The 16937-nt window shown below is 58.9% G+C and carries 16 protein-coding genes and 1 pseudogene; 4 read left to right on the top strand and 13 right to left on the bottom strand.

Features of this window, described 5'->3' with window-relative positions; translation table 11 throughout:
• Positions 1-189: 189 nt before the first annotated feature.
• The 4 genes from AO068_RS14655 (at position 190) to AO068_RS14640 (ending at position 6650) form a co-directional block, all read left to right on the top strand.
• A complete protein-coding gene (locus AO068_RS14655; RefSeq protein ID WP_058408725.1) occupies positions 190-1446 on the top strand; it encodes an HlyD family secretion protein in 1257 nt (418 codons plus the stop codon).
• Entirely contained in the window at positions 1443-3581 is a 2139-nt protein-coding gene (locus tag AO068_RS14650; protein ID WP_054079039.1) for a peptidase domain-containing ABC transporter, read from the top strand. Before AO068_RS14655 ends, AO068_RS14650 begins: the two co-directional genes overlap by 4 nt.
• An 11-nt stretch (positions 3582-3592) precedes the next feature.
• Positions 3593-4957, top strand: a complete 1365-nt coding sequence (locus AO068_RS14645; RefSeq protein WP_058408724.1) for a TolC family protein — start codon at positions 3593-3595, stop codon at positions 4955-4957.
• 76 nt (positions 4958-5033) lie between these two features.
• On the top strand, positions 5034-6650 hold the full coding sequence (locus tag AO068_RS14640) for an ATP-binding response regulator (protein ID WP_058408723.1): 1617 nt from the start codon (positions 5034-5036) through the stop codon (positions 6648-6650).
• 34 nt (positions 6651-6684) lie between these two features.
• Here the strand turns inward: AO068_RS14640 and AO068_RS14635 are convergent, their stop codons facing one another.
• The 13 genes and pseudogenes from AO068_RS14635 to AO068_RS14585 all read right to left on the bottom strand — a co-directional run bounded on the left by AO068_RS14635 (position 6685) and on the right by AO068_RS14585 (position 16271).
• Positions 6685-6909 carry a hypothetical protein gene (locus AO068_RS14635; protein WP_044323930.1) on the bottom strand — a complete coding sequence of 75 codons (225 nt, stop codon included), beginning with the start codon at positions 6907-6909 and terminating at the stop codon, positions 6685-6687.
• A 174-nt stretch (positions 6910-7083) separates the two neighbouring features.
• Positions 7084-7260: a hypothetical protein gene (locus AO068_RS29025; RefSeq protein ID WP_004658681.1), complete on the bottom strand. Its 177-nt coding sequence runs from the start codon at positions 7258-7260 to the stop codon at positions 7084-7086.
• A gap of 59 nt (positions 7261-7319) precedes the next feature.
• Complete coding sequence (locus tag AO068_RS14630) at positions 7320-7535, bottom strand: hypothetical protein (protein WP_002553189.1); 216 nt, start codon at positions 7533-7535, stop codon at positions 7320-7322.
• A 178-nt stretch (positions 7536-7713) separates the two neighbouring features.
• A pseudogene (locus AO068_RS28265) lies at positions 7714-7866 on the bottom strand (M20 family metallopeptidase); the annotation flags it as partial.
• 66 nt (positions 7867-7932) lie between these two features.
• Positions 7933-9009, bottom strand: a complete 1077-nt coding sequence (locus AO068_RS14625; RefSeq protein ID WP_058408722.1) for a protein-glutamate methylesterase/protein-glutamine glutaminase — start codon at positions 9007-9009, stop codon at positions 7933-7935.
• A complete protein-coding gene (gene cheD / locus AO068_RS14620; RefSeq protein ID WP_003371235.1) occupies positions 8972-9505 on the bottom strand; it encodes a chemoreceptor glutamine deamidase CheD in 534 nt (177 codons plus the stop codon). Before cheD ends, AO068_RS14625 begins: the two co-directional genes overlap by 38 nt.
• Positions 9502-10311: a CheR family methyltransferase gene (locus tag AO068_RS14615; protein WP_058400336.1), complete on the bottom strand. Its 810-nt coding sequence runs from the start codon at positions 10309-10311 to the stop codon at positions 9502-9504. Before AO068_RS14615 ends, cheD begins: the two co-directional genes overlap by 4 nt.
• Positions 10312-10320: 9 nt before the next feature.
• Entirely contained in the window at positions 10321-10860 is a 540-nt protein-coding gene (locus tag AO068_RS14610) for a chemotaxis protein CheW (RefSeq protein WP_002553202.1), read from the bottom strand.
• Between the two features lie 50 nt (positions 10861-10910).
• Positions 10911-12566 (bottom strand): methyl-accepting chemotaxis protein, encoded by a 1656-nt coding sequence (locus AO068_RS14605; protein WP_058408721.1) that lies wholly within the window; start codon positions 12564-12566, stop codon positions 10911-10913.
• 30 nt (positions 12567-12596) lie between these two features.
• Positions 12597-14699 carry a chemotaxis protein CheA gene (locus AO068_RS14600; protein WP_058408720.1) on the bottom strand — a complete coding sequence of 701 codons (2103 nt, stop codon included), beginning with the start codon at positions 14697-14699 and terminating at the stop codon, positions 12597-12599.
• A 46-nt stretch (positions 14700-14745) separates the two neighbouring features.
• Positions 14746-15036 carry an STAS domain-containing protein gene (locus tag AO068_RS14595; RefSeq protein WP_004658672.1) on the bottom strand — a complete coding sequence of 97 codons (291 nt, stop codon included), beginning with the start codon at positions 15034-15036 and terminating at the stop codon, positions 14746-14748.
• A gap of 23 nt (positions 15037-15059) precedes the next feature.
• Positions 15060-15428, bottom strand: a complete 369-nt coding sequence (locus AO068_RS14590; protein ID WP_002553206.1) for a response regulator — start codon at positions 15426-15428, stop codon at positions 15060-15062.
• Positions 15429-15437: 9 nt separating this feature from the next.
• Positions 15438-16271, bottom strand: a complete 834-nt coding sequence (locus tag AO068_RS14585) for a methyl-accepting chemotaxis protein (protein ID WP_371321922.1) — start codon at positions 16269-16271, stop codon at positions 15438-15440.
• Between the last annotated feature and the right edge of the window lie 666 nt (positions 16272-16937).

The raw sequence follows: 16937 nt of genomic DNA, 5'->3' as shown, positions 1-16937 counted from the left end.
GAAGACAACACCATTAAAGTCACCGCTTACAAACACCTCAATAGCACAAATGAGCTACTTGCTAGTGTGTCTTTTGGCTATTAGTTCATGTGTGCTATTGAGGTTAATTGTCGTCAGGACTGTAATGCGTGGTCCGTTTGCGGTGTCTGTTTTATGGAGCATTTCTGATGATTGAAGCGATGGTCATTCATGCTCTTTCGACCTGAGGCGCTTGATGCGCAAAAGCGCAGTACGTTGGGGACGGTTTTGCTGGTCAGTCCATTGTCGATGAGGCTGGCCGCTGCGGTGGCGTTGCTGTTTTGCATCAGCATGGGCCTGTTCCTGACCTTCGCCACCTACACCAAACGTACAGCCGCAAGCGGCGTACTGCTGCCTGAAACCGGCCTGATCAGGATCTACTCACCACAAGCTGGCGTGATCACCCGGCTCGACATCGTCGAGGGGCAACACGTTGCAGACGGCGCCGTGCTGATGGCCTTGTCCAGCGACACACAAAGCGGTGAGGCGGGTGGCGCGCAACGGGCGATCAGCCTGTCGATCAAACGTCGTCAGGAAAGCCTCGCTCAGGAAATCGACGAGACGCTCGCTCTGCATCTTCAGGAGCTGGAGGGCAAGAAACGTCAGGTCGCGGCGCTTGAAACCGAGCAGCAGAAAATACTCGCGCAGATCGACCTGACGCGTCAGCGGCTGGCTTTGACCAAGGGCCTTGCCGAGCGCTACGCCAACCTGCAACGCCAGGACTACGTGTCCCGTGACCAGCTTCAGGAAAAGCAGGATGCAGTTCTGGACATGCGCTTGCGGGGCGAAGAGCTTAATCGCTCGCTGCTGACGGTTCGTGCCGAAAGCACCAGGCTGCGGGCGGAACTGGTCGAGCTGCCGTTCAACCAGAGCAAGCAGCTTGCCGATCTGCGACGCAGGCTGGCCGAGAATCAGGACCGCTTGATCGAAAGTGAAACCAAACGAGAGATTTTCATCACCGCACCGACGCTGGGTGAGGCCACGGCGATCGCGGTCTCCAATGGATCACGAGTCGACAGTACGCGACCGTTACTGAGCATTGTTCCTGCCGACGCAAAACTCCACGCTGAACTGTATCTGCCCAGCCGCTCTGTGGGGTTCGTGCGCGCTGGTGACACGGTGATGTTGCGTTATCAGGCCTATCCCTATCAACGCTTTGGACTGCAACCGGGCAGGGTGTCATCGATCTCGCGTACCGCGTTGCCGGCCGATGAAGTCATGACCCTGGGCAACGTTTCCGAGCCGATGCGTGAACAGGGGCCTTTCTACCGGGTCACGGTTGCCCTGGCGTCTCAAACCATCGATGGCCAGGGCATGCATGAGCGCTTGCGTTCCGGCATGCAACTGGACGCCGACATCATGCAGGAAAGGCTGCCGCTCTATGAGTGGATGCTGGAGCCCTTGCGCGGAATAGGAAAGCGGCTTTGAACCTGAGAAATACCTTCGCTTTTGGTGTCGGGAGAAAGCTGCCGGTGGTGCTCCAGGCCGAAGCCACTGAATGTGGCCTGGCGTGCATGGCCATGATCGCCAGTTATCACGGCCAGCACAGTGACCTCTTGTCGTTGCGGCAACGCCTCTCGCCCTCAATGAAAGGGGTCAACCTCAAGCAACTGACCCACATGGCGGCGCGGCTCGGGTTGGGCAGCCGTGCGTTGCGGGTCGAGCTGAATGCGCTCGGTCAGTTGCAGTTGCCCTGCGTGCTGCACTGGAACTTCAACCATTTCGTAGTGCTCAAGGAGGTCAACGCACGCGGTGTGGTGGTGCATGATCCGGGGCGTGGCCTGTGCAAGCTGACGCTTGACGAGGTGTCGGCAGCATTTACCGGCGTGGCACTGGAGTTGTGGCCGGAAAGTGATTTTCAGCCCGCCGCTGCACAGCCGCCGATCCCGCTGCGCAAACTGCTGGGGCGAGTACAGGGCTTTGGCCGGGTGCTGACACAGGTGCTGCTTCTGGCCCTGGCGCTGGAGCTGTGCACCATCCTCAGTCCGTTTTTCATGCAGACCGTTATCGACAAGGTGCTGGTCAGTGCAGACCTGGACCTGCTGACGGTGCTGGCGATCGGCTTTGGCCTATTGCTGATCATTCAGCACACCGTTGCGCTGGCCCGAGCATGGGCGCTGATGTACCTGGGCACGATGCTCGGGTCACAGTGGCAGATCAATGTCTTTACCCATCTGCTGCGCCTGCCGGTAGCATTTTTCGAGCGTCGTCATCTGGGCGATATCGTCTCGCGCTTCGGTTCTCTGAAGGCCATCCAGCAGACCGTGACCACATCGTTCATTGAGGCCCTGCTGGATGGGCTTATGACGGTCGTCACGCTGGGGCTGATGATTGCCTATAGCCCGAAGCTGGCGCTTGTTGCAGTGGTCGCGATGATTATCTACGGCCTGGCGCGCTGGATCTGGTTCGGGCCGTTGCGGCGTGCCAGCGAAAACCAGCTGGTCCATGCTGCTCGCCAGCAATCGCACTTTCTGGAAAGCGCGCGCGGCGTGCGCACCATCAAGCTGTTCAATCGGCATGAGCAGCGTTGCAGTGCCTGGAGCGCTTTACTGGTCGAGGAAATCAATGCCGGTCTGCACCCGCAGAAACTGCAACTGGCCTATCGCGCCTTCAACGGCGTGCTGTTCGGGCTGGTCACGATCATTGTTATCTGGATGGGGGCCAGACTGGTTCTGGAAGGGCAATTCAGCGCCGGTATGCTGATTGCGTTCAACTCGTACAAGGAGCAGTTCAACGGTCGGGTGGCCGGTCTGATCGACAAGATTGTCGACGTGATCATGTTGCGCCTGCACGGTGAGCGGCTCGCCGACATCGTGCTGCACGATGCCGAGCCGATTGCCGGTCCGGATGCGTTTGATGACGCGTGCAACGACAGGGTGCCCAGCCTTGAAGTGCGTCAATTGCGCTTTCGCTATTCCGAGCACGAGCCGTATGTGCTGGACGACGTGTCAATTCATGTCCGCGCAGGCGAATCGGTAGCCATCGTCGGTCCCTCGGGGGGCGGTAAAAGTACCTTGCTCAATGTCATGCTGGGCATTCTGGCGCCCTGCGCAGGCAGTGTTCTGCTGGATGGCTTGCCGGTCGGGCCGGAAAACATCGGCAGGCTGCGCCGTATCACCGGTACGGTGCTTCAGGACGATGTGCTGTTCGCCGGTTCCATCGGCGACAACATCAGCTTTTTCGAGACCGGTGCTGATCAGAAATGGATCGAGCAATGCGCGCATCTCGCTGCAGTCCACGATGATATTGCGCAGATGCCGATGGGCTATAACACGCTGGTGGGCGACATGGGCACGGTACTGTCCGGTGGGCAGAAGCAAAGGGTGCTACTGGCCCGCGCCCTCTACAAGCGCCCGCAACTCCTGTTTCTCGATGAAGCGACCAGCCACCTGGACATCAACAGGGAAGCCGCAGTCAATCAGGCGCTGCAGACGCTGAACATCACCCGCATCATCGTTGCCCACCGCCCGGAAACCATCCGCACGGCGGATCGGGTCGTGGCGCTTGCGCAAGGCCGGGTTGCCTACGATGGCCCGGTGCTGAATGAGGCTCCTTCAGCGTGAGGCGGTGGGGCATGATTCGTTGCGCTGGCTGGCAGTGTCTATTGAGCGCGTTCGGCCTGTTAATGACGTCGTTGTGCATGGCCGGTGCCCGTGTGGACGCATGCCCCGGCTCCAGTCGTTTGCCAGACGCATTGAGTCTGGCAACGGCCGTGTCTGTCGCGCTGTGTGCCGATCCGAAATTGCGTGAGGTGTGGCTGACCGAGCTGGCACGGCAGGCTGACCTGGATGCCGAGCATTCGGCTTACTATCCGACCGTGCAGGGGCAGTTTCAAAAGGGGCGGGCTGGCAAGACCACGCGCTACCCGGGTTTTCCCGAAGCCGACTCCAGGTTGAACTCCAACACCAGCGTCTACGGCCTCAACCTGAGCTGGGTATTGTTCGACTTTGGCCTGCGCGCCGCCAAAGTAGAAAGCGCCCGGCAGTTATTGAATGTCGCCAGTAGCAGCCGGATCGAAGAGGTGCAGAAGTCGATGCTTGCCACCGCCCGGGTTTTCTATCAAGTACAGGCGAACATGGCGTTGTTAAACGCCAGAATCAGCGCCGAGCGTCTGGCGGCCAACAGTCTGAAAGCCGCTGACGCAAAGTATCGCGAGGGTGCCGGCGAGCAGACGGATCGTCTCCAGGCTCAATCCAGTTATGCCGAAGCACAATTGAACAGGGTCATGGCGGAGGGCGATCTGGCGGCGGTACAAGGCGAGTTGGCCAGTCAGCTGGGGTTGTCGCCGTCGGCACCGCTCAAGCTGGTTGAGCTGGATGAACCCGGGGCCGATGAAGGAGTGTTTCTGGGCAACGTCAATAGCCTGATGGAGCAGGCCAGGGCGTCCCATCCGGCTATCGAAAAGGCCCGCGCCGACTGGGCGGCGAGCCAGGCCAAGGCCGATGCGGCAAAAGCTCAGGGGCTGCCGACGGTGTCGCTGTTCAGCAATTACAGCCGTCAGGACACGCCTATCGAGCAGGTTTCAACCCGTCAGGAGGTGAACACCTGGACTATCGGTGTGCAAATCACCGTGCCGATTTTCGATGGCTTTCTCAATCGGCGCAGAGCGCGGGCCGCCAGTTACGAAAGCGCCGCCCGCGAACAGGCCCTGCACGAGGTTGAAAACAGTATTGCGCTCAGTGTCTGGAAGAGTCGACAGACCCTGGAGTCCAGAACAAGGGCGCTGGCAATCAGTCGTCTTTTTGTCGAGAGTGCCAGCAAGTCTTACGAAATTGCCCAGGGTCGTTACAAAGCAGGCGTTGGCAGTATTCTTGAGCTTCTGCGCTCGCAAAACGATCTGAGCGCGGCGACCCAGAAACGCGTGGAGTCTCTGGTCAACTGGCATAACGCCAAGCTGCAATTGGCATCTGACCTTGGCAGCCTGAACATCGGCGACTGATGCCGTCACAGGCCCCGGGTGATCGACTGCATGGACGCAAGAATGTACTGCGCTCCCTGCACAAAGAGGTGCGTCCATGAAAGACCGAAAGAAAAACGCTGAACTGGATCAGGCTACCTTGCGGTTGATCGTGGCGACGTTCGCGATCAGCTATGTATCGTTGATTGGCCTGCTGCCGGGGCTCAAGGTTGCCACCTATCAGCCCATCATTTTCTATTATGCGGGCTTTCTGGTGGTTTCTCTGATCTTGCGCCAGCACATCATCAGCTATCCAGGTGTATTTGCGTTGCGCCGTGTATTCGGGATGGTGCATGACTACACTGCCATTTCCGTCGGACTGATCGTTGGCGGGGAGGCAACACTGCCGGTTTTCAGCGTGATGGTCTGGGTCACTCTAGGCAACGGCATGCGCTTTGGTTCGCGATATCTTGCAATTGCGGCGTCCCTGGCCTTGTTGGCGATACTGGTCATCTATCAATTGACGCCGTACTGGCAGGCGCAGCCATTTATGGTCCTGATGCTCGTCGCCGTCACTATTCTGGTGCCTGGCTATGCGCACATTCTGTTGGTGAGAGCTCGCGAGGCGTCAGAGCAGGCGACCGTGGCCAATCGCGAGAAAGAGCGGTTTCTGGCTCAGGCCAGCCATGACCTGCGCCAGCCCATCCACTCCATCGGCATGTTTACCGCTTGCCTGCGGTCCAGCCCGCTGGGCGATTATGAGCGTCAACTGGTCGATAATATCGATCGCTCCCTGCACAACGTGTCGCAGCTGTTTCGCTCGATTCTGGATATTTACACGCTGGACAGCGGCAAGGTTTCAGCCAAGTCGGATGTGGTCAATCTGGGTGACATGCTCAATGAAGTCGCTCATCAGAACACTGCGGCTGCCCGCTGGGCCGGTGTAGAGCTTCGGGTGCGACCTTGTCGACGCTGGGTCAGGGTCGATGCCACGTTGCTCGCCACGATGGTGCAGAACATCATTTCCAATGCGCTCAAATATGCCCCTGATCACCCGGTGCTGATCGGTGTGCGCAGCCATGCTGGGCGTCTGTCGATCAGCGTGTATGACCGGGGCCGGGGTATTGCTGCGGAACATTTGCCCAGGGTCTGTGACGAGTTCTACCGCATCCGCCATGTGCGCGACAAAGACGTGGAGGGCGTCGGGTTGGGGTTGTCAATCGTCAAAAGGCTCAGCCAGATTCTCAATGTGCAAATCGCGATTGCCTCGCGAATAGACCGCGGGACTACGGTCACCATTCATGGGCTTGAAGAGGTGAGCGCGCCTGTTCGGGTGGTACCCAAGAAGGCATTGGGCGAGAGCCTGCTCAAAGGGGTCAGGGTGTGTCTGGTGGAGGACGACCAGAACGTTCTGATGGCCACCGCAGCGCTGCTTGAAAGGTGGGGATGCGAAGTGCAGACCGCCCGATCGGCGGAGGGGCTCACCACTCATTGCGACATTATCGTCGCCGATTACGATCTGGGCACAGTGGCCAATGGTCTGGACTGCATCGAGAGGATACGAGCTGCCCGTGGCTGGGATGTGCCTGCGCTGATTGTTACCGGGAGGGAAGTGGAAGTCGTGCTTGAGTCAATGCAGGGCGCGGAAGTGTCAGTGTTGTCCAAGCCGTTGCGGCCTTCGGAACTGCGTCTGAACCTGCTCTCGATTCGCGAGCGGCGGATGAGTACTCCCTGACCTGCGTGCACACGGGCCAGGGAATAACGGGGCATCAGGCAGTAATGAATGGCCCGCGAATATCCGACGGCGGGGGCACGTCAGGGAATGGATACACGCAGATCGGATCCGGTTTGATCACACCAATGCCAGGCACCGGCATGATAGTGAAATCGGCTCCACCCGAGACGCTGTACATCTCGGCGTCGGTCAGTTCATGAGCATGAACTGAATAACTGTCGACGGTTGTTCCAGTGGTTTTCTGATTGCGGATAATCATGTCAAACCTCGTGGTCGTTATTGAAAAATACTATAAACCAAGTGGGCGGTCGGGCGGCTTGATCCTCTTGTGCAATCGGTTGTATCCAGGCGCTGGCGGTCTGTGAGTTTTGCAGCCGGACCAACCGTTGCAAGAGGTTAAATGATCAAGTCATTCATCATGAGTCTGGGCTTGTCAGGTTTCCTGCCGACGCCGAGCGGTGGCGGCCAGCGCTGTAAACATGACGGCAAGGCCAATGTAATGCCATTGAAAATCAATACTGGCGGCAATAAGAAACGCGAGCGCTGCCAGCCAGAACAGTCTCGACGAATTGACGGTTTTCCCAAAGAGCTTATGACGATCGGGCATCATAATGTTCTCCTGTTTTCCCGGTAGGCGCCTGCACTGCCCACCCGAAATGGCAAGGCGTGTTACTGCGCCATCTGGTAGGTCTGAAAGGCGTCAATCGCGCTGGCACCTGCCACGCCGGCCAATATGACACCAGCACCGACCGCAGTCACCGGAGCCACCGCCACAGCAGCGGCTACTACACCAATGGCTGTCAAGCCTTCTGTTACTGTCATACCGCCACCGATCTGTGCCAGTTCTTCATTGTCGAGTTCGCGCATCATTAATTCCTTATTCATTTGAAATCACCTTTTTGTCGTGTTATTTCAAAGTTTCTGGTCAGTAAGCCATTAGCGAATTACAGGCATTTCAGTCATTGCCTGATAAGTGTTAGTGGCCGTTACAATACTTAACCAGTGCGCAGGCTAAAGAAATAGTACAGGTGTGCTAAGACAGTGGCTTAATATTAAAAGGCTATTATTGTGATGCGTTAGTATGTTGTGCTGCAGCGGTGGATTGAATATTTGCCCAGTCTTCGATCAAACCGTCATACAGCTCGACGCACTGTTGAAGTTTGCTGGCCTCACAATACTCATCCACCTTGTGGGCCATGCTCGGCTCTCTTGGGCCTGTCTTCACGATGATGCGGGCGAACCTGACCTTGGTATGTTCCCAAGCCAGGGCGCTCCTCCAATCTCATCGGTGCAATATCGCCTGATGAATTTCCTGCAGCGGCATGATCCTCTGCGCAGCATTCAGTTTGATGGCTTCCTTGGGCATGCCGAATACGACGCAACTGGCTTCATCCTGAGCCACTGTCGAGCTTCCGGCATCAAGCATCTCCTTTAAACCGCGTGCGCCGTCGTCGCCCATGCCGGTCATGATGATGCCCGTAGCATTCTTGCCGGCGAATTTGGCCACCGAACGAAACAGTACGTCCACTGAAGGGCGGTGGCGGTTGACCAGTGGGCCGTCGATGACCTGAACGTGGTAATAGGCACCGCTGCGAGTGACCATCATGTGTTTGCCGCCGGGCGCAATCAGGGCCAGGCCGGGCAGGATGCGGTCGTTGTTTCTGGCTTCGCGTACCTCGATCTGCGACAAGCCGTTGAGGCGTTCGGCGAACGAGGCAGTGAATTTTTCCGGCATGTGCTGGACGATGACCATGCCCGGACAGACTCTGGGCAGGGCAGTCAGCACCGCTTCCAGTGCCTGAGTGCCGCCGGTCGAGGTGCCGATGGCCACAATGCGCTCGGTGGTCTGCGCCATGGCGTGACCGCTGGCTGCGGGCAAAATGGCGTCTGCGGTGAGTTTGCTTGCCGGGGCCAGAACGGGCGGAGCCGTGCGCTTGCCGAGGTTTTTGACGTTGGAGTTCGCCGCTGCGCGGACTGCCGCGACCAGCTCGGCGGCTGAATCAATGAGGAAGTTCTTCAGGCCGGTGGTAGGTTTGGTGATGATTTCCACCGCTCCGGCAGACAGCGCTTGCAACGAAGTTTCTGCGCCTTTCTGGGTCAGCGACGAGCAGATCACTACCGGCGTCGGCCGTTCGCTCATGATCTTCTTGAGAAAGGTGATGCCGTCCATGCGGGGCATTTCCACGTCCAGCACGATGACGTCCGGCCATTCCTGAGCCAGCTTGGCCATGGCGAAGATCGGGTCCGACGCCGCGGCCATGACATGGATATCGGGGGTGTCGTTGAGAATGGCCACCAGTACCTGGCGAACGACGGCCGAATCATCGACCAGCAGTACGCTGATTTTTTTGTTTGGCATCTTTTTCCATTGCTTCCATTGGTTGGTGCCTGACCCATACGTTTCCGTCCCACAGGTCGAAGATGATGCTGCGATGGCCGGTGCTGCCCAGATCCTGAGCCATCAGCTTCAAGCGGTGCTGTTCGGCCAGCGCAAGCGCCGCATGAACGTTGCTGTCAGCGACGTTCTGCATGTGCGGGTCATGGCGATGAGCTGGAAACATTTCACCGCCGCCAAACAGTTTGACCTGATATTCCTCCGGCAGGGTGCCATTGGCCAGCGCATGGCGAATGAGTATTTCCATCGCTTCGTCAGCGTACCTGCCGTCCAGTGGCTGATGCCTGCGTATGCGCCCGGGCAACATGAAGTGGCACATGCCGCCAATACGCCGCCACGGGTGCCAGAAGGTAATCGCCACGCATGAACCCAGCAACGTGCGCAGGCGAGTCGGCCGGGTCTGAAAGACCACTTCGCCAGGCCCCAGCACTATTTCGGCTACACCGACAGGCGTGTTCATGGTTTGCGGTAAATCGAAGGGGAGACCATTTTCAACATGTCATTTACACCGTTCAGGCTTTCTGAGTGGCTGATGATGAAATAGCCTCCTGGCTTGAGACGCGGGATCAACCGCGCCACCACTTTGCTTTTGGTTTCCTGATCGAAATAAATCATCACATTGCGCAGGAAGATTACGTCGAACTCGCCCAGATCCGGCAGGGTGTCATTGAGATTGACCTGCACGAAACTGACCCGGCTGCGCAACGACTTGTCGATCAGGAAGGTTCCTTCCTGGCGACCTATGCCTTTCAGACAGTATTTGAACAGCAAAGGTTGCGGTAACGTCTCGGTGCGTTCCATGGGGTAGTGACCGCTGCGCGCCTTGCTCAGCACGCGGGTGCTGATGTCCGAGCCGATCACTTCCCAGGGCGTGGTGCCCAGTTGTTCGGCCAGGGTCATGGCCAGGCTGTAGGGCTCTTCGCCAGACGAACTGGCAGCGCTCCAGATGCGGAACATTTTGCCGTGCGTGACCTTGGGCAGCACCTGCTGGCGCAGAAAATCAAAATGCTTGGGTTCGCGAAAGAAGTACGTTTCGTTGGTGGTCAGCAGGTCCAGCGCCACTTGCAGCTCGCCGTTGCGCTGATCGTTCATGATCAGCTTGAAATACTCGCCATAGTTGTCCAGCTCGTAATGCTTGAGACGCTTGAACAGACGGCCGGCGACCAGCGCTTTCTTGGCCAGCGTCAGTTTGATGCCCGCAGCGCTGTACAACCAGGCCTGGAACTGGCCGAATTCGCGATCGGTGAGCGACGCTGTATCAGGCATGTGCAGGCCTCACGTCGCGTCGGCGTCGGAAGGCAGCGACTGACTTGCTTCGGCGAGGCTGGACATTTCATCGATAGACAACACCCGATCGACCTCAAGGACAATGACGAACTTGCCGTCGACCTTGGCCATGCCGCTGATAAAGTCGGCACGAATGCGCGCACCGAAGTTCGGTGGCGGTTCGATCTGCGAGGCCGGTATTTCCAGCACCGCCGAGACGTTATCGACCAGCAGGCCGATGTCCTGCGGCTGGCCGTCCTCGCTGCTGGCCTCGATGATGATGACGCACGAGCGCCGGGTGATGTCCGAGTTCTGTCGCCCGAAGCGCGCCGACAGATCAACCACGGGCACTACAGCACCGCGCAGGTTGATCACCCCGCGCACGAAGGCGGGCATCATCGGCACCACCGTCAGGCTGCCGTATTCGATGATTTCCTTGATGCCCAGAATGCCGATGGCGAACATCTCGCCACCGAGCATGAAAGTCAGGTACTGCGCCTCTTCCTCGACCGCCGTGGCGGTCTGTCGAGTCGTGACCAATGAGCCCATGTCGTTCTCCCTGTGAATCGCTATCGAGGCCGGCAATCAGCAGCCAGTCATCAGAAACGAGTGAATTCCGATTCGTCCGGGGCGCCCGCCATGCTTTGCGCAAACGCCTTGCGCGGAGCCTGTTGCGGTGGGCGCGGGGGCTGGCGGTTCGGGCTGCTGCGGCCGTCGACAGGGCTGCCTTGCGCGACGGCCCTTGGCGATGCATCGAGGGTGAAGAAGCTCATGGCCTGTTGCAGCTGTTCGGCCTGACTGCTCATCTCTTCAGCGGTGGCGGCCAGTTCTTCGCTGCTTGATGCGTTTTGCTGAGTGACCTGATTGAGCTGTGTCATGGCGGTGTTGATCTGCGCAACACCGGCAGCCTGTTCCTCTGACGCCGCGCTGATTTCCTGCACAAGGTCTGACGTCTTGTTGATCGACGGCACCATTTCGTCCAGCAGCTTGCCAGCCTTTTCGGCCATTTCCACACTGCTTGACGACAGCTCGCCAATCTCCTGAGCCGCGACCTGGCTGCGTTCAGCCAGCTTGCGCACCTCGGCGGCCACTACCGCGAAGCCCTTGCCATGTTCGCCCGCACGGGCTGCTTCGATGGCCGCGTTGAGGGCGAGCAAATTGGTCTGGTAAGCGATGTCGTCGATGATGCTGATGCGTTGGGCGATTTTCTTCATCGCCACGACGGTCTGCTGCACCGATTCGCCGCCGTCAGTCGCTTCCTTGGCAGCCTTGCTGGCCATGCCATCGGTGACTTTGGCGTTCTCGGTGTTCTGGTTGATGCTGGCGCTCATCTGCTCGACCGACGCGCTGGTCTCTTCGACGCTGGCGGCCTGCTCGCTGGTGGCCTGGCTCATCGACTGAGCGGTGGCGCTGACTTCTTCCGAGGCACTGGCCAGGTTGTCGGCGGCATTACGCACTTCGCCGATGATGTGCGACAGCTTGCCGACCATGTTGCGCATGGCGTTGAGCACCATGCCGGTCTCGTCCTTGGAACCGTGGCCGATGTGGGCGTTGAGGTTGCCCTCTGCCAACTGCTCGGCGGCCGTTGCAGCCTCTTTCAGCGGGCGGGAGATGATCCGGGCGATGAACAGCGCCAGGCCGAGACCGATCAACAAGGCTGCAACCAGCACGACGACGATCGAGATGCGTGCGTTTTCGTACAGCGTGGTGCCTTTGTCACCAGCAGCAGTCGCCCCGGCGTCGTTGAGCTCGACCATTTTTTGCAACTGACTGGTCACTTCGTCGAAATGCGTTTTGGACTCGCCCTTCAGCAGCGCTCGTGCCTGGGCTTCGAGGCCCTGACGGGACATGTCGAACAACTCGTTGCTGCTCTTGAGGTACGCAGCCCATGTCGAGGTAACGCCATTGAACAGTTGGCGATCTTCGTCACTGACCACCAGCTTGTCATAGGTGGCGAGGCGGGTTTCGAACTGTTTGCGAGAGTCCGCTGCTTCAAGCTCCATCTGCGCCTTTTCCTGGGCGGTGTCGGCTGCAATGTGGCGGTTTTCCTTCAAGCGATAGTTGGCGGCGAAGAAGCGCATGCCCGAAGCCGCGCGCATGGACGGCATCCAGTTTTCCTTGATGTCCTGAGCGGCCTGGTTGACCTGGCCGAGCTGGATGATGGCAAAGACTCCCATGGCCGCGGTCAACGCCAGAACCACCAGAAACGAGGTAATCAGCTTGGTGGAAATCTTCAGATCGTAGAACCATTTCATTGAAGTAACTCCTTGGGAATTGCGAATTCGTCAGCGAGAAGTGGGCAACAGGGATTGAGGCGCCTGGGTCGAGCGGGCCTCCATTTGTACGATCTGGTTGAGCAGGGCGGGTATGTCGAGAATCAACGCCACCGCGCCGCTGCCCAGAATCGTCGAGCCGCTGATGCCGCGCAGTGCGCCGAACAGCTTGCCCAGCGGTTTGATAACGGTCTGGAACTCGCCGAGCAGGTCATCTACCACCAACCCGGCCTTGTGTTCGGCGTAGCGCACCACCACCACGTTCTGGCGTCGTGCAGCGGGGCCTTCATGGTTGAAGTGATCACGCAGGTAGACCAGCGGCAACACTTCTCCACGCAGGTCGAGGTAGCCGCTGTCGCGGGTCAGGTGACGATTCTGTTCGTCCAGCTCGATGCATTCCTGAACCATGTCCAGCGGGATCACGTAAGTCGACTGATCGATACCGACCAGAAAACCATTGATGATCGCCAGCGTCAGCGGCAGGCGAATGCGCACGATGGTGCCCTGACCGGGCTGGCTGTCCAGGTCCACAGTGCCGCGCAGCAAGGTGATATTGCGTTTCACCACATCCATGCCGACACCACGCCCTGACAGGTTGGTGACGGCCTCGGCGGTGGAAAAACCGGGCTCGAAGATCAGGTTGTAGATATCCTGATCGGTGAGGCTTGCGCCAGCTGCCACCAGCCCGCGCTGCTGGGCCTTGTCGAGGATCCGCTCGCGGTTGAGCCCCGCCCCGTCGTCGGCAATTTCAATGACGATGCTGCCGGAGTCGTGGTACGCATTAAGGCTCAAATGACCTTTTGCCGGCTTGCCTGCCGCGCGACGTGCTTCGGCGCTTTCGATGCCGTGGTCCATGGAATTGCGCAGTAGGTGCATGAGCGGGTCGCCGATCTTCTCGACAACGGTTTTGTCCAGTTCGGTTTCCGCACCGTTGATAATCAGGTCGATGTCCTTGCCCAGTTCCTGACTGACATCACGTACTACGCGGCGAAAACGATTGAAGGTGTCGCCGATGGGGATCATGCGCAGGTGCAGCGCGCCATCCAGAATTTGCTCGACCAGCCCCGACACGGTCGAGCTGGCTTCCTGAAGCGGGTCGTTGTCGCACGAACGGGCCAGCAGGCTGGCCCCGGCGCTAGCGATGACCAGTTCGCCGACCAGATTGATCAGCTCATCAAGCTTGTCGGCATTGACGCGCACATAACGACCGTCCTTGTTTTTCTGCTCGCTGGCCGAAGAAGGGCGCTCTACAGCTGTTGCCGCAGCAGGCGCACGCGGCACGGCGCGCTGGTCACCCAGCAGTTCGCCGCTGGCAACCGCAGGACTTTGTCCGGTCTGCGAGACCAGGTCTGTGCCAGTGGGCTCGACGTGGTCTGCTGTCTCGCTCATCAAGGTGATTTCTACGGCGCAGTCTTCCCGCACGAAGTCGAACACTTCGTTGATCGCGGCATGCCCGGCAGACGAGCGAAAATCGATCTCGAAGCCCAGGTGGCAGGATTCCGGGTCCCACGCTTCCAACGCCGGGATGCTGTCGGTGACGGTGGTGACCTGAACCATTTGCCCCAGCGTATTGAGGTAACGCAGGAACGACAGCGGGTCCATGCCGTTGCGAAACACATCCACGCCAAAACGCAGCGAGATATGCCATAGCACTTCGGCAGCCTGTTCATCGATCACACTCGGCGCTTGCGCCTCGTCAGCAGGCTGGGCATTGCCCGGCGTCTGATAGACCTGTAACGCCTGACGCAGCGCCGCTTCGCGTTCCAGTGCTGGTGGCTGCAATGTCTGGCCACGACTGGCCACTACGTCGATCAACTCAAGCATGTGATCGCCGGACTTGAGCAGCACTGCGATCAGCCCGGCGTCCACCGACACGCTGCCTTCACGCAGGCGGTCGAGCACGTCTTCAACGATGTGGGTGAAGCTGACGATAGGCGTCAGCCCGAATAGCCCGGCCGAACCCTTGATGGTGTGCGCTGCGCGGAACACTGCGCCAATCGCGTCCTGATCGCCCGGTTCGCTTTCGAGTTGCAGGAGAGATTCCTCCATGGCCTGCAAAAGCTCACGCGCTTCAACGATGAACGTCTGCTGTGCCTGATCGAGATTAATACTCACGATGACTTCCTTGATCGATCACTCGGCAATAATGCAAATGGACGCGCTACAGCACGACACCGGGATTACATAACTCGAAGGTTTCGGTGACTGCCTTGCTTTGCCCGGTCATGTGCAGCGAGGTCCCGGTCTTGCCGGCTTCGCGCTGGATGACTGCCAGCAATTGCAGGCCGGCACCGTCCATCTCGGTAACTTGCGACAAGTCGACTTCCACTCGCGCCGCACCAGTGATCTGCGGCAGCAAACGTGCGGCGAGTTCGGTCACGGTGTAGATCGTCAGCTCGCCGTCGATCTGCACGCGGGTGGCGTCAGCCTGATTGTCGTCTGGGGTTGGCATGCTGGCCTCCATGGCCCTTGATCTCAGGGCAGGATCAGCTTGGAAACCGCTGCGAGCATTTGCGCTGGCTGGAACGGTTTGACGACCCAGGCCTTGGCGCCTGCCGCCTGACCTTCTGCCTTTTTCGATTCCTGAGATTCGGTGGTCAGCATGATGATTGGCGTGAACTTGTAACTGGCCAGCTTCTTCACTTCCTTGACGAACGTGATGCCATCCATGTTCGGCATGTTCACGTCGCTGATGATCAGGTGCACTTTCTGCCCGGTCAGCTTGCCCAGTGCATCTTTGCCATCGCAGGCCTCGATAACGTCGTATCCGGCACTTTTCAGCGCGATGCCGACAACCTGCCGGACACTGCTTGAATCGTCGACCACCAATACACTCTTAGCCATGATCTACTCCTAGAAAAACGTAATTTCCTGCGAACTCTGCTGTGCCGCCGATTCGCCGCGGTGAGTGCGGCGTTGTTCGTCGGTCGCATAGGTGGACTCCATGCGCGCCAGCCATTGCCGGGCGTCGATGGCGACGGCCTCATCGGGAGACTGGCTGGCCTGCAACAGATGCGCGTGCAAAGAGTCGATGTTGTCGCGTACGTGAGCGAGAATCTGGCTGACCCGGTCCTGAAACTGCAGGTTTACAAGGACTTCGGTCATTTCGTCGCGAATACCGAAGCTCTCCTGCTTGAGCAGGTCGGCGGATTCGGCCAGGCGACCGGTAATGCTCTGGAAACGCTCCAGGACGTTCTGGATGCTTTGCTCGGAAGCGGCCACCGAATGGCTGTCCTGATCAGCACCGCTGGAGGCGGCCTGCACCAGTTGCGTGATGGCGTTATTGATGATGTCGACCTTGGCCGACATCTGCTGACCGGTTTCGCTGGACTTGCTCGACAGGCTGCGCACCGCGTCGGCGACCACGGCAAAGCCACGGCCGGCTTCACCTGCGCGCGCCGCTTCAATCGCGGCGTTAAGGGCCAGCAGGTTGGTCTGCGCAGCAATCGCTGCGACGTCCGCGGCCATGGTGCGCAACTCGCCTGTATAGGCGGTCAGGCTGCGAACCTGGGAGAGCGTCTGGTCGCGGCTGGCCTGGGTGGCTTTAAGGGAGTCAATCACCTGGCTCAGCTCGCTGTCACTCTGGGACAGGACTTTCAGAGCGCCATCAGCATTCTGACCGTCCAGCTCACCGGCAGCGTGCTGCGAGGCCTGTACGGTTTCCTGCAAGCGTTCGGAAATTCCCATGAAGCGGCTGCTCAGCTCGACAATGGCGGTTTCGGTTTGCTGGCGCGAGCTTTCGACCTGTTTGGCCCAGATCGGCATGGCACCGAGAAAGACTTCATTGAGCTGGGCATGGGAGGCCATGGCGCTGGTTTGAGCGTTATGTGCCTGGTGATGGTCCAGCGCTTGAGCAACAGCCCGATGCACGTCGTTCTGTTGGGTGCGGGCAGCCAGTGCACAGGCACCTAGACCGGTAGCGAGCAGAGCCGCGCAAGCAACCAGATTGGTCGTACTCGTCCCGGATTGCGTGAGGATCCAGGCAGCGGCAGGTATGACGGGAATCAGAGAAAACCAGACGAAACGTGGACGGTTTTGCGCAGGAGTACTGCTGGAATGATTCGACATCATGGGTTCGATCCCTGAACAGTGCAGCGTTGTACACGACTCAATGGTTATCTGCGCGGTGCAGACGAACTTGATACCTGTACGAGCGCCTTCCGTCCGATCGCATCGCGCAGAGCCCGGTCAGATTAAAAATAGCGGGTATTCAGGGCACTGCAAGTCAGTGCAGAGCGAGATTCACTCAAGAGAGGACGCAGAGCGTCCAGAACGGCATGACGATAGTGTTCTCCCCGCACGCCTCTCGTTCCTCACGCTCCAGTGAACTGCCCCCAAGAAGTTGGACACCAA

Source organism: Pseudomonas sp. ICMP 3272 (assembly GCF_001466905.1).
Lineage (GTDB): Bacteria > Pseudomonadota > Gammaproteobacteria > Pseudomonadales > Pseudomonadaceae > Aquipseudomonas > Aquipseudomonas amygdali.
The sequence above is the reverse complement of the archived record's forward strand: the minus strand, read 5'-3'. Positions and strand labels throughout refer to the sequence as shown.

Bases quoted from the DNA above. Each gene is read 5' to 3' on its own strand.
- AO068_RS14655 (WP_058408725.1), top strand. From the start codon at position 190: ATGCTCTTTCGACCTGAGGCGCTTGATGCGCAAAAGCGCAGTACGTTG.
- AO068_RS14645 (WP_058408724.1), top strand. From the start codon at position 3,593: ATGATTCGTTGCGCTGGCTGGCAGTGTCTATTGAGCGCGTTCGGCCTG.
- AO068_RS14640 (WP_058408723.1), top strand. From the start codon at position 5,034: ATGAAAGACCGAAAGAAAAACGCTGAACTGGATCAGGCTACCTTGCGG.
- AO068_RS14635 (WP_044323930.1), bottom strand. From the start codon at position 6,909: ATGATTATCCGCAATCAGAAAACCACTGGAACAACCGTCGACAGTTAT.
- AO068_RS29025 (WP_004658681.1), bottom strand. From the start codon at position 7,260: ATGATGCCCGATCGTCATAAGCTCTTTGGGAAAACCGTCAATTCGTCG.
- AO068_RS14630 (WP_002553189.1), bottom strand. From the start codon at position 7,535: ATGAATAAGGAATTAATGATGCGCGAACTCGACAATGAAGAACTGGCA.
- AO068_RS14625 (WP_058408722.1), bottom strand. From the start codon at position 9,009: ATGCCAAACAAAAAAATCAGCGTACTGCTGGTCGATGATTCGGCCGTC.
- cheD (WP_003371235.1), bottom strand. From the start codon at position 9,505: ATGAACACGCCTGTCGGTGTAGCCGAAATAGTGCTGGGGCCTGGCGAA.
- AO068_RS14615 (WP_058400336.1), bottom strand. From the start codon at position 10,311: ATGCCTGATACAGCGTCGCTCACCGATCGCGAATTCGGCCAGTTCCAG.
- AO068_RS14610 (WP_002553202.1), bottom strand. From the start codon at position 10,860: ATGGGCTCATTGGTCACGACTCGACAGACCGCCACGGCGGTCGAGGAA.
- AO068_RS14605 (WP_058408721.1), bottom strand. From the start codon at position 12,566: ATGAAATGGTTCTACGATCTGAAGATTTCCACCAAGCTGATTACCTCG.
- AO068_RS14595 (WP_004658672.1), bottom strand. From the start codon at position 15,036: ATGCCAACCCCAGACGACAATCAGGCTGACGCCACCCGCGTGCAGATC.
- AO068_RS14590 (WP_002553206.1), bottom strand. From the start codon at position 15,428: ATGGCTAAGAGTGTATTGGTGGTCGACGATTCAAGCAGTGTCCGGCAG.
- AO068_RS14585 (WP_371321922.1), bottom strand. From the start codon at position 16,271: ATGGGAATTTCCGAACGCTTGCAGGAAACCGTACAGGCCTCGCAGCAC.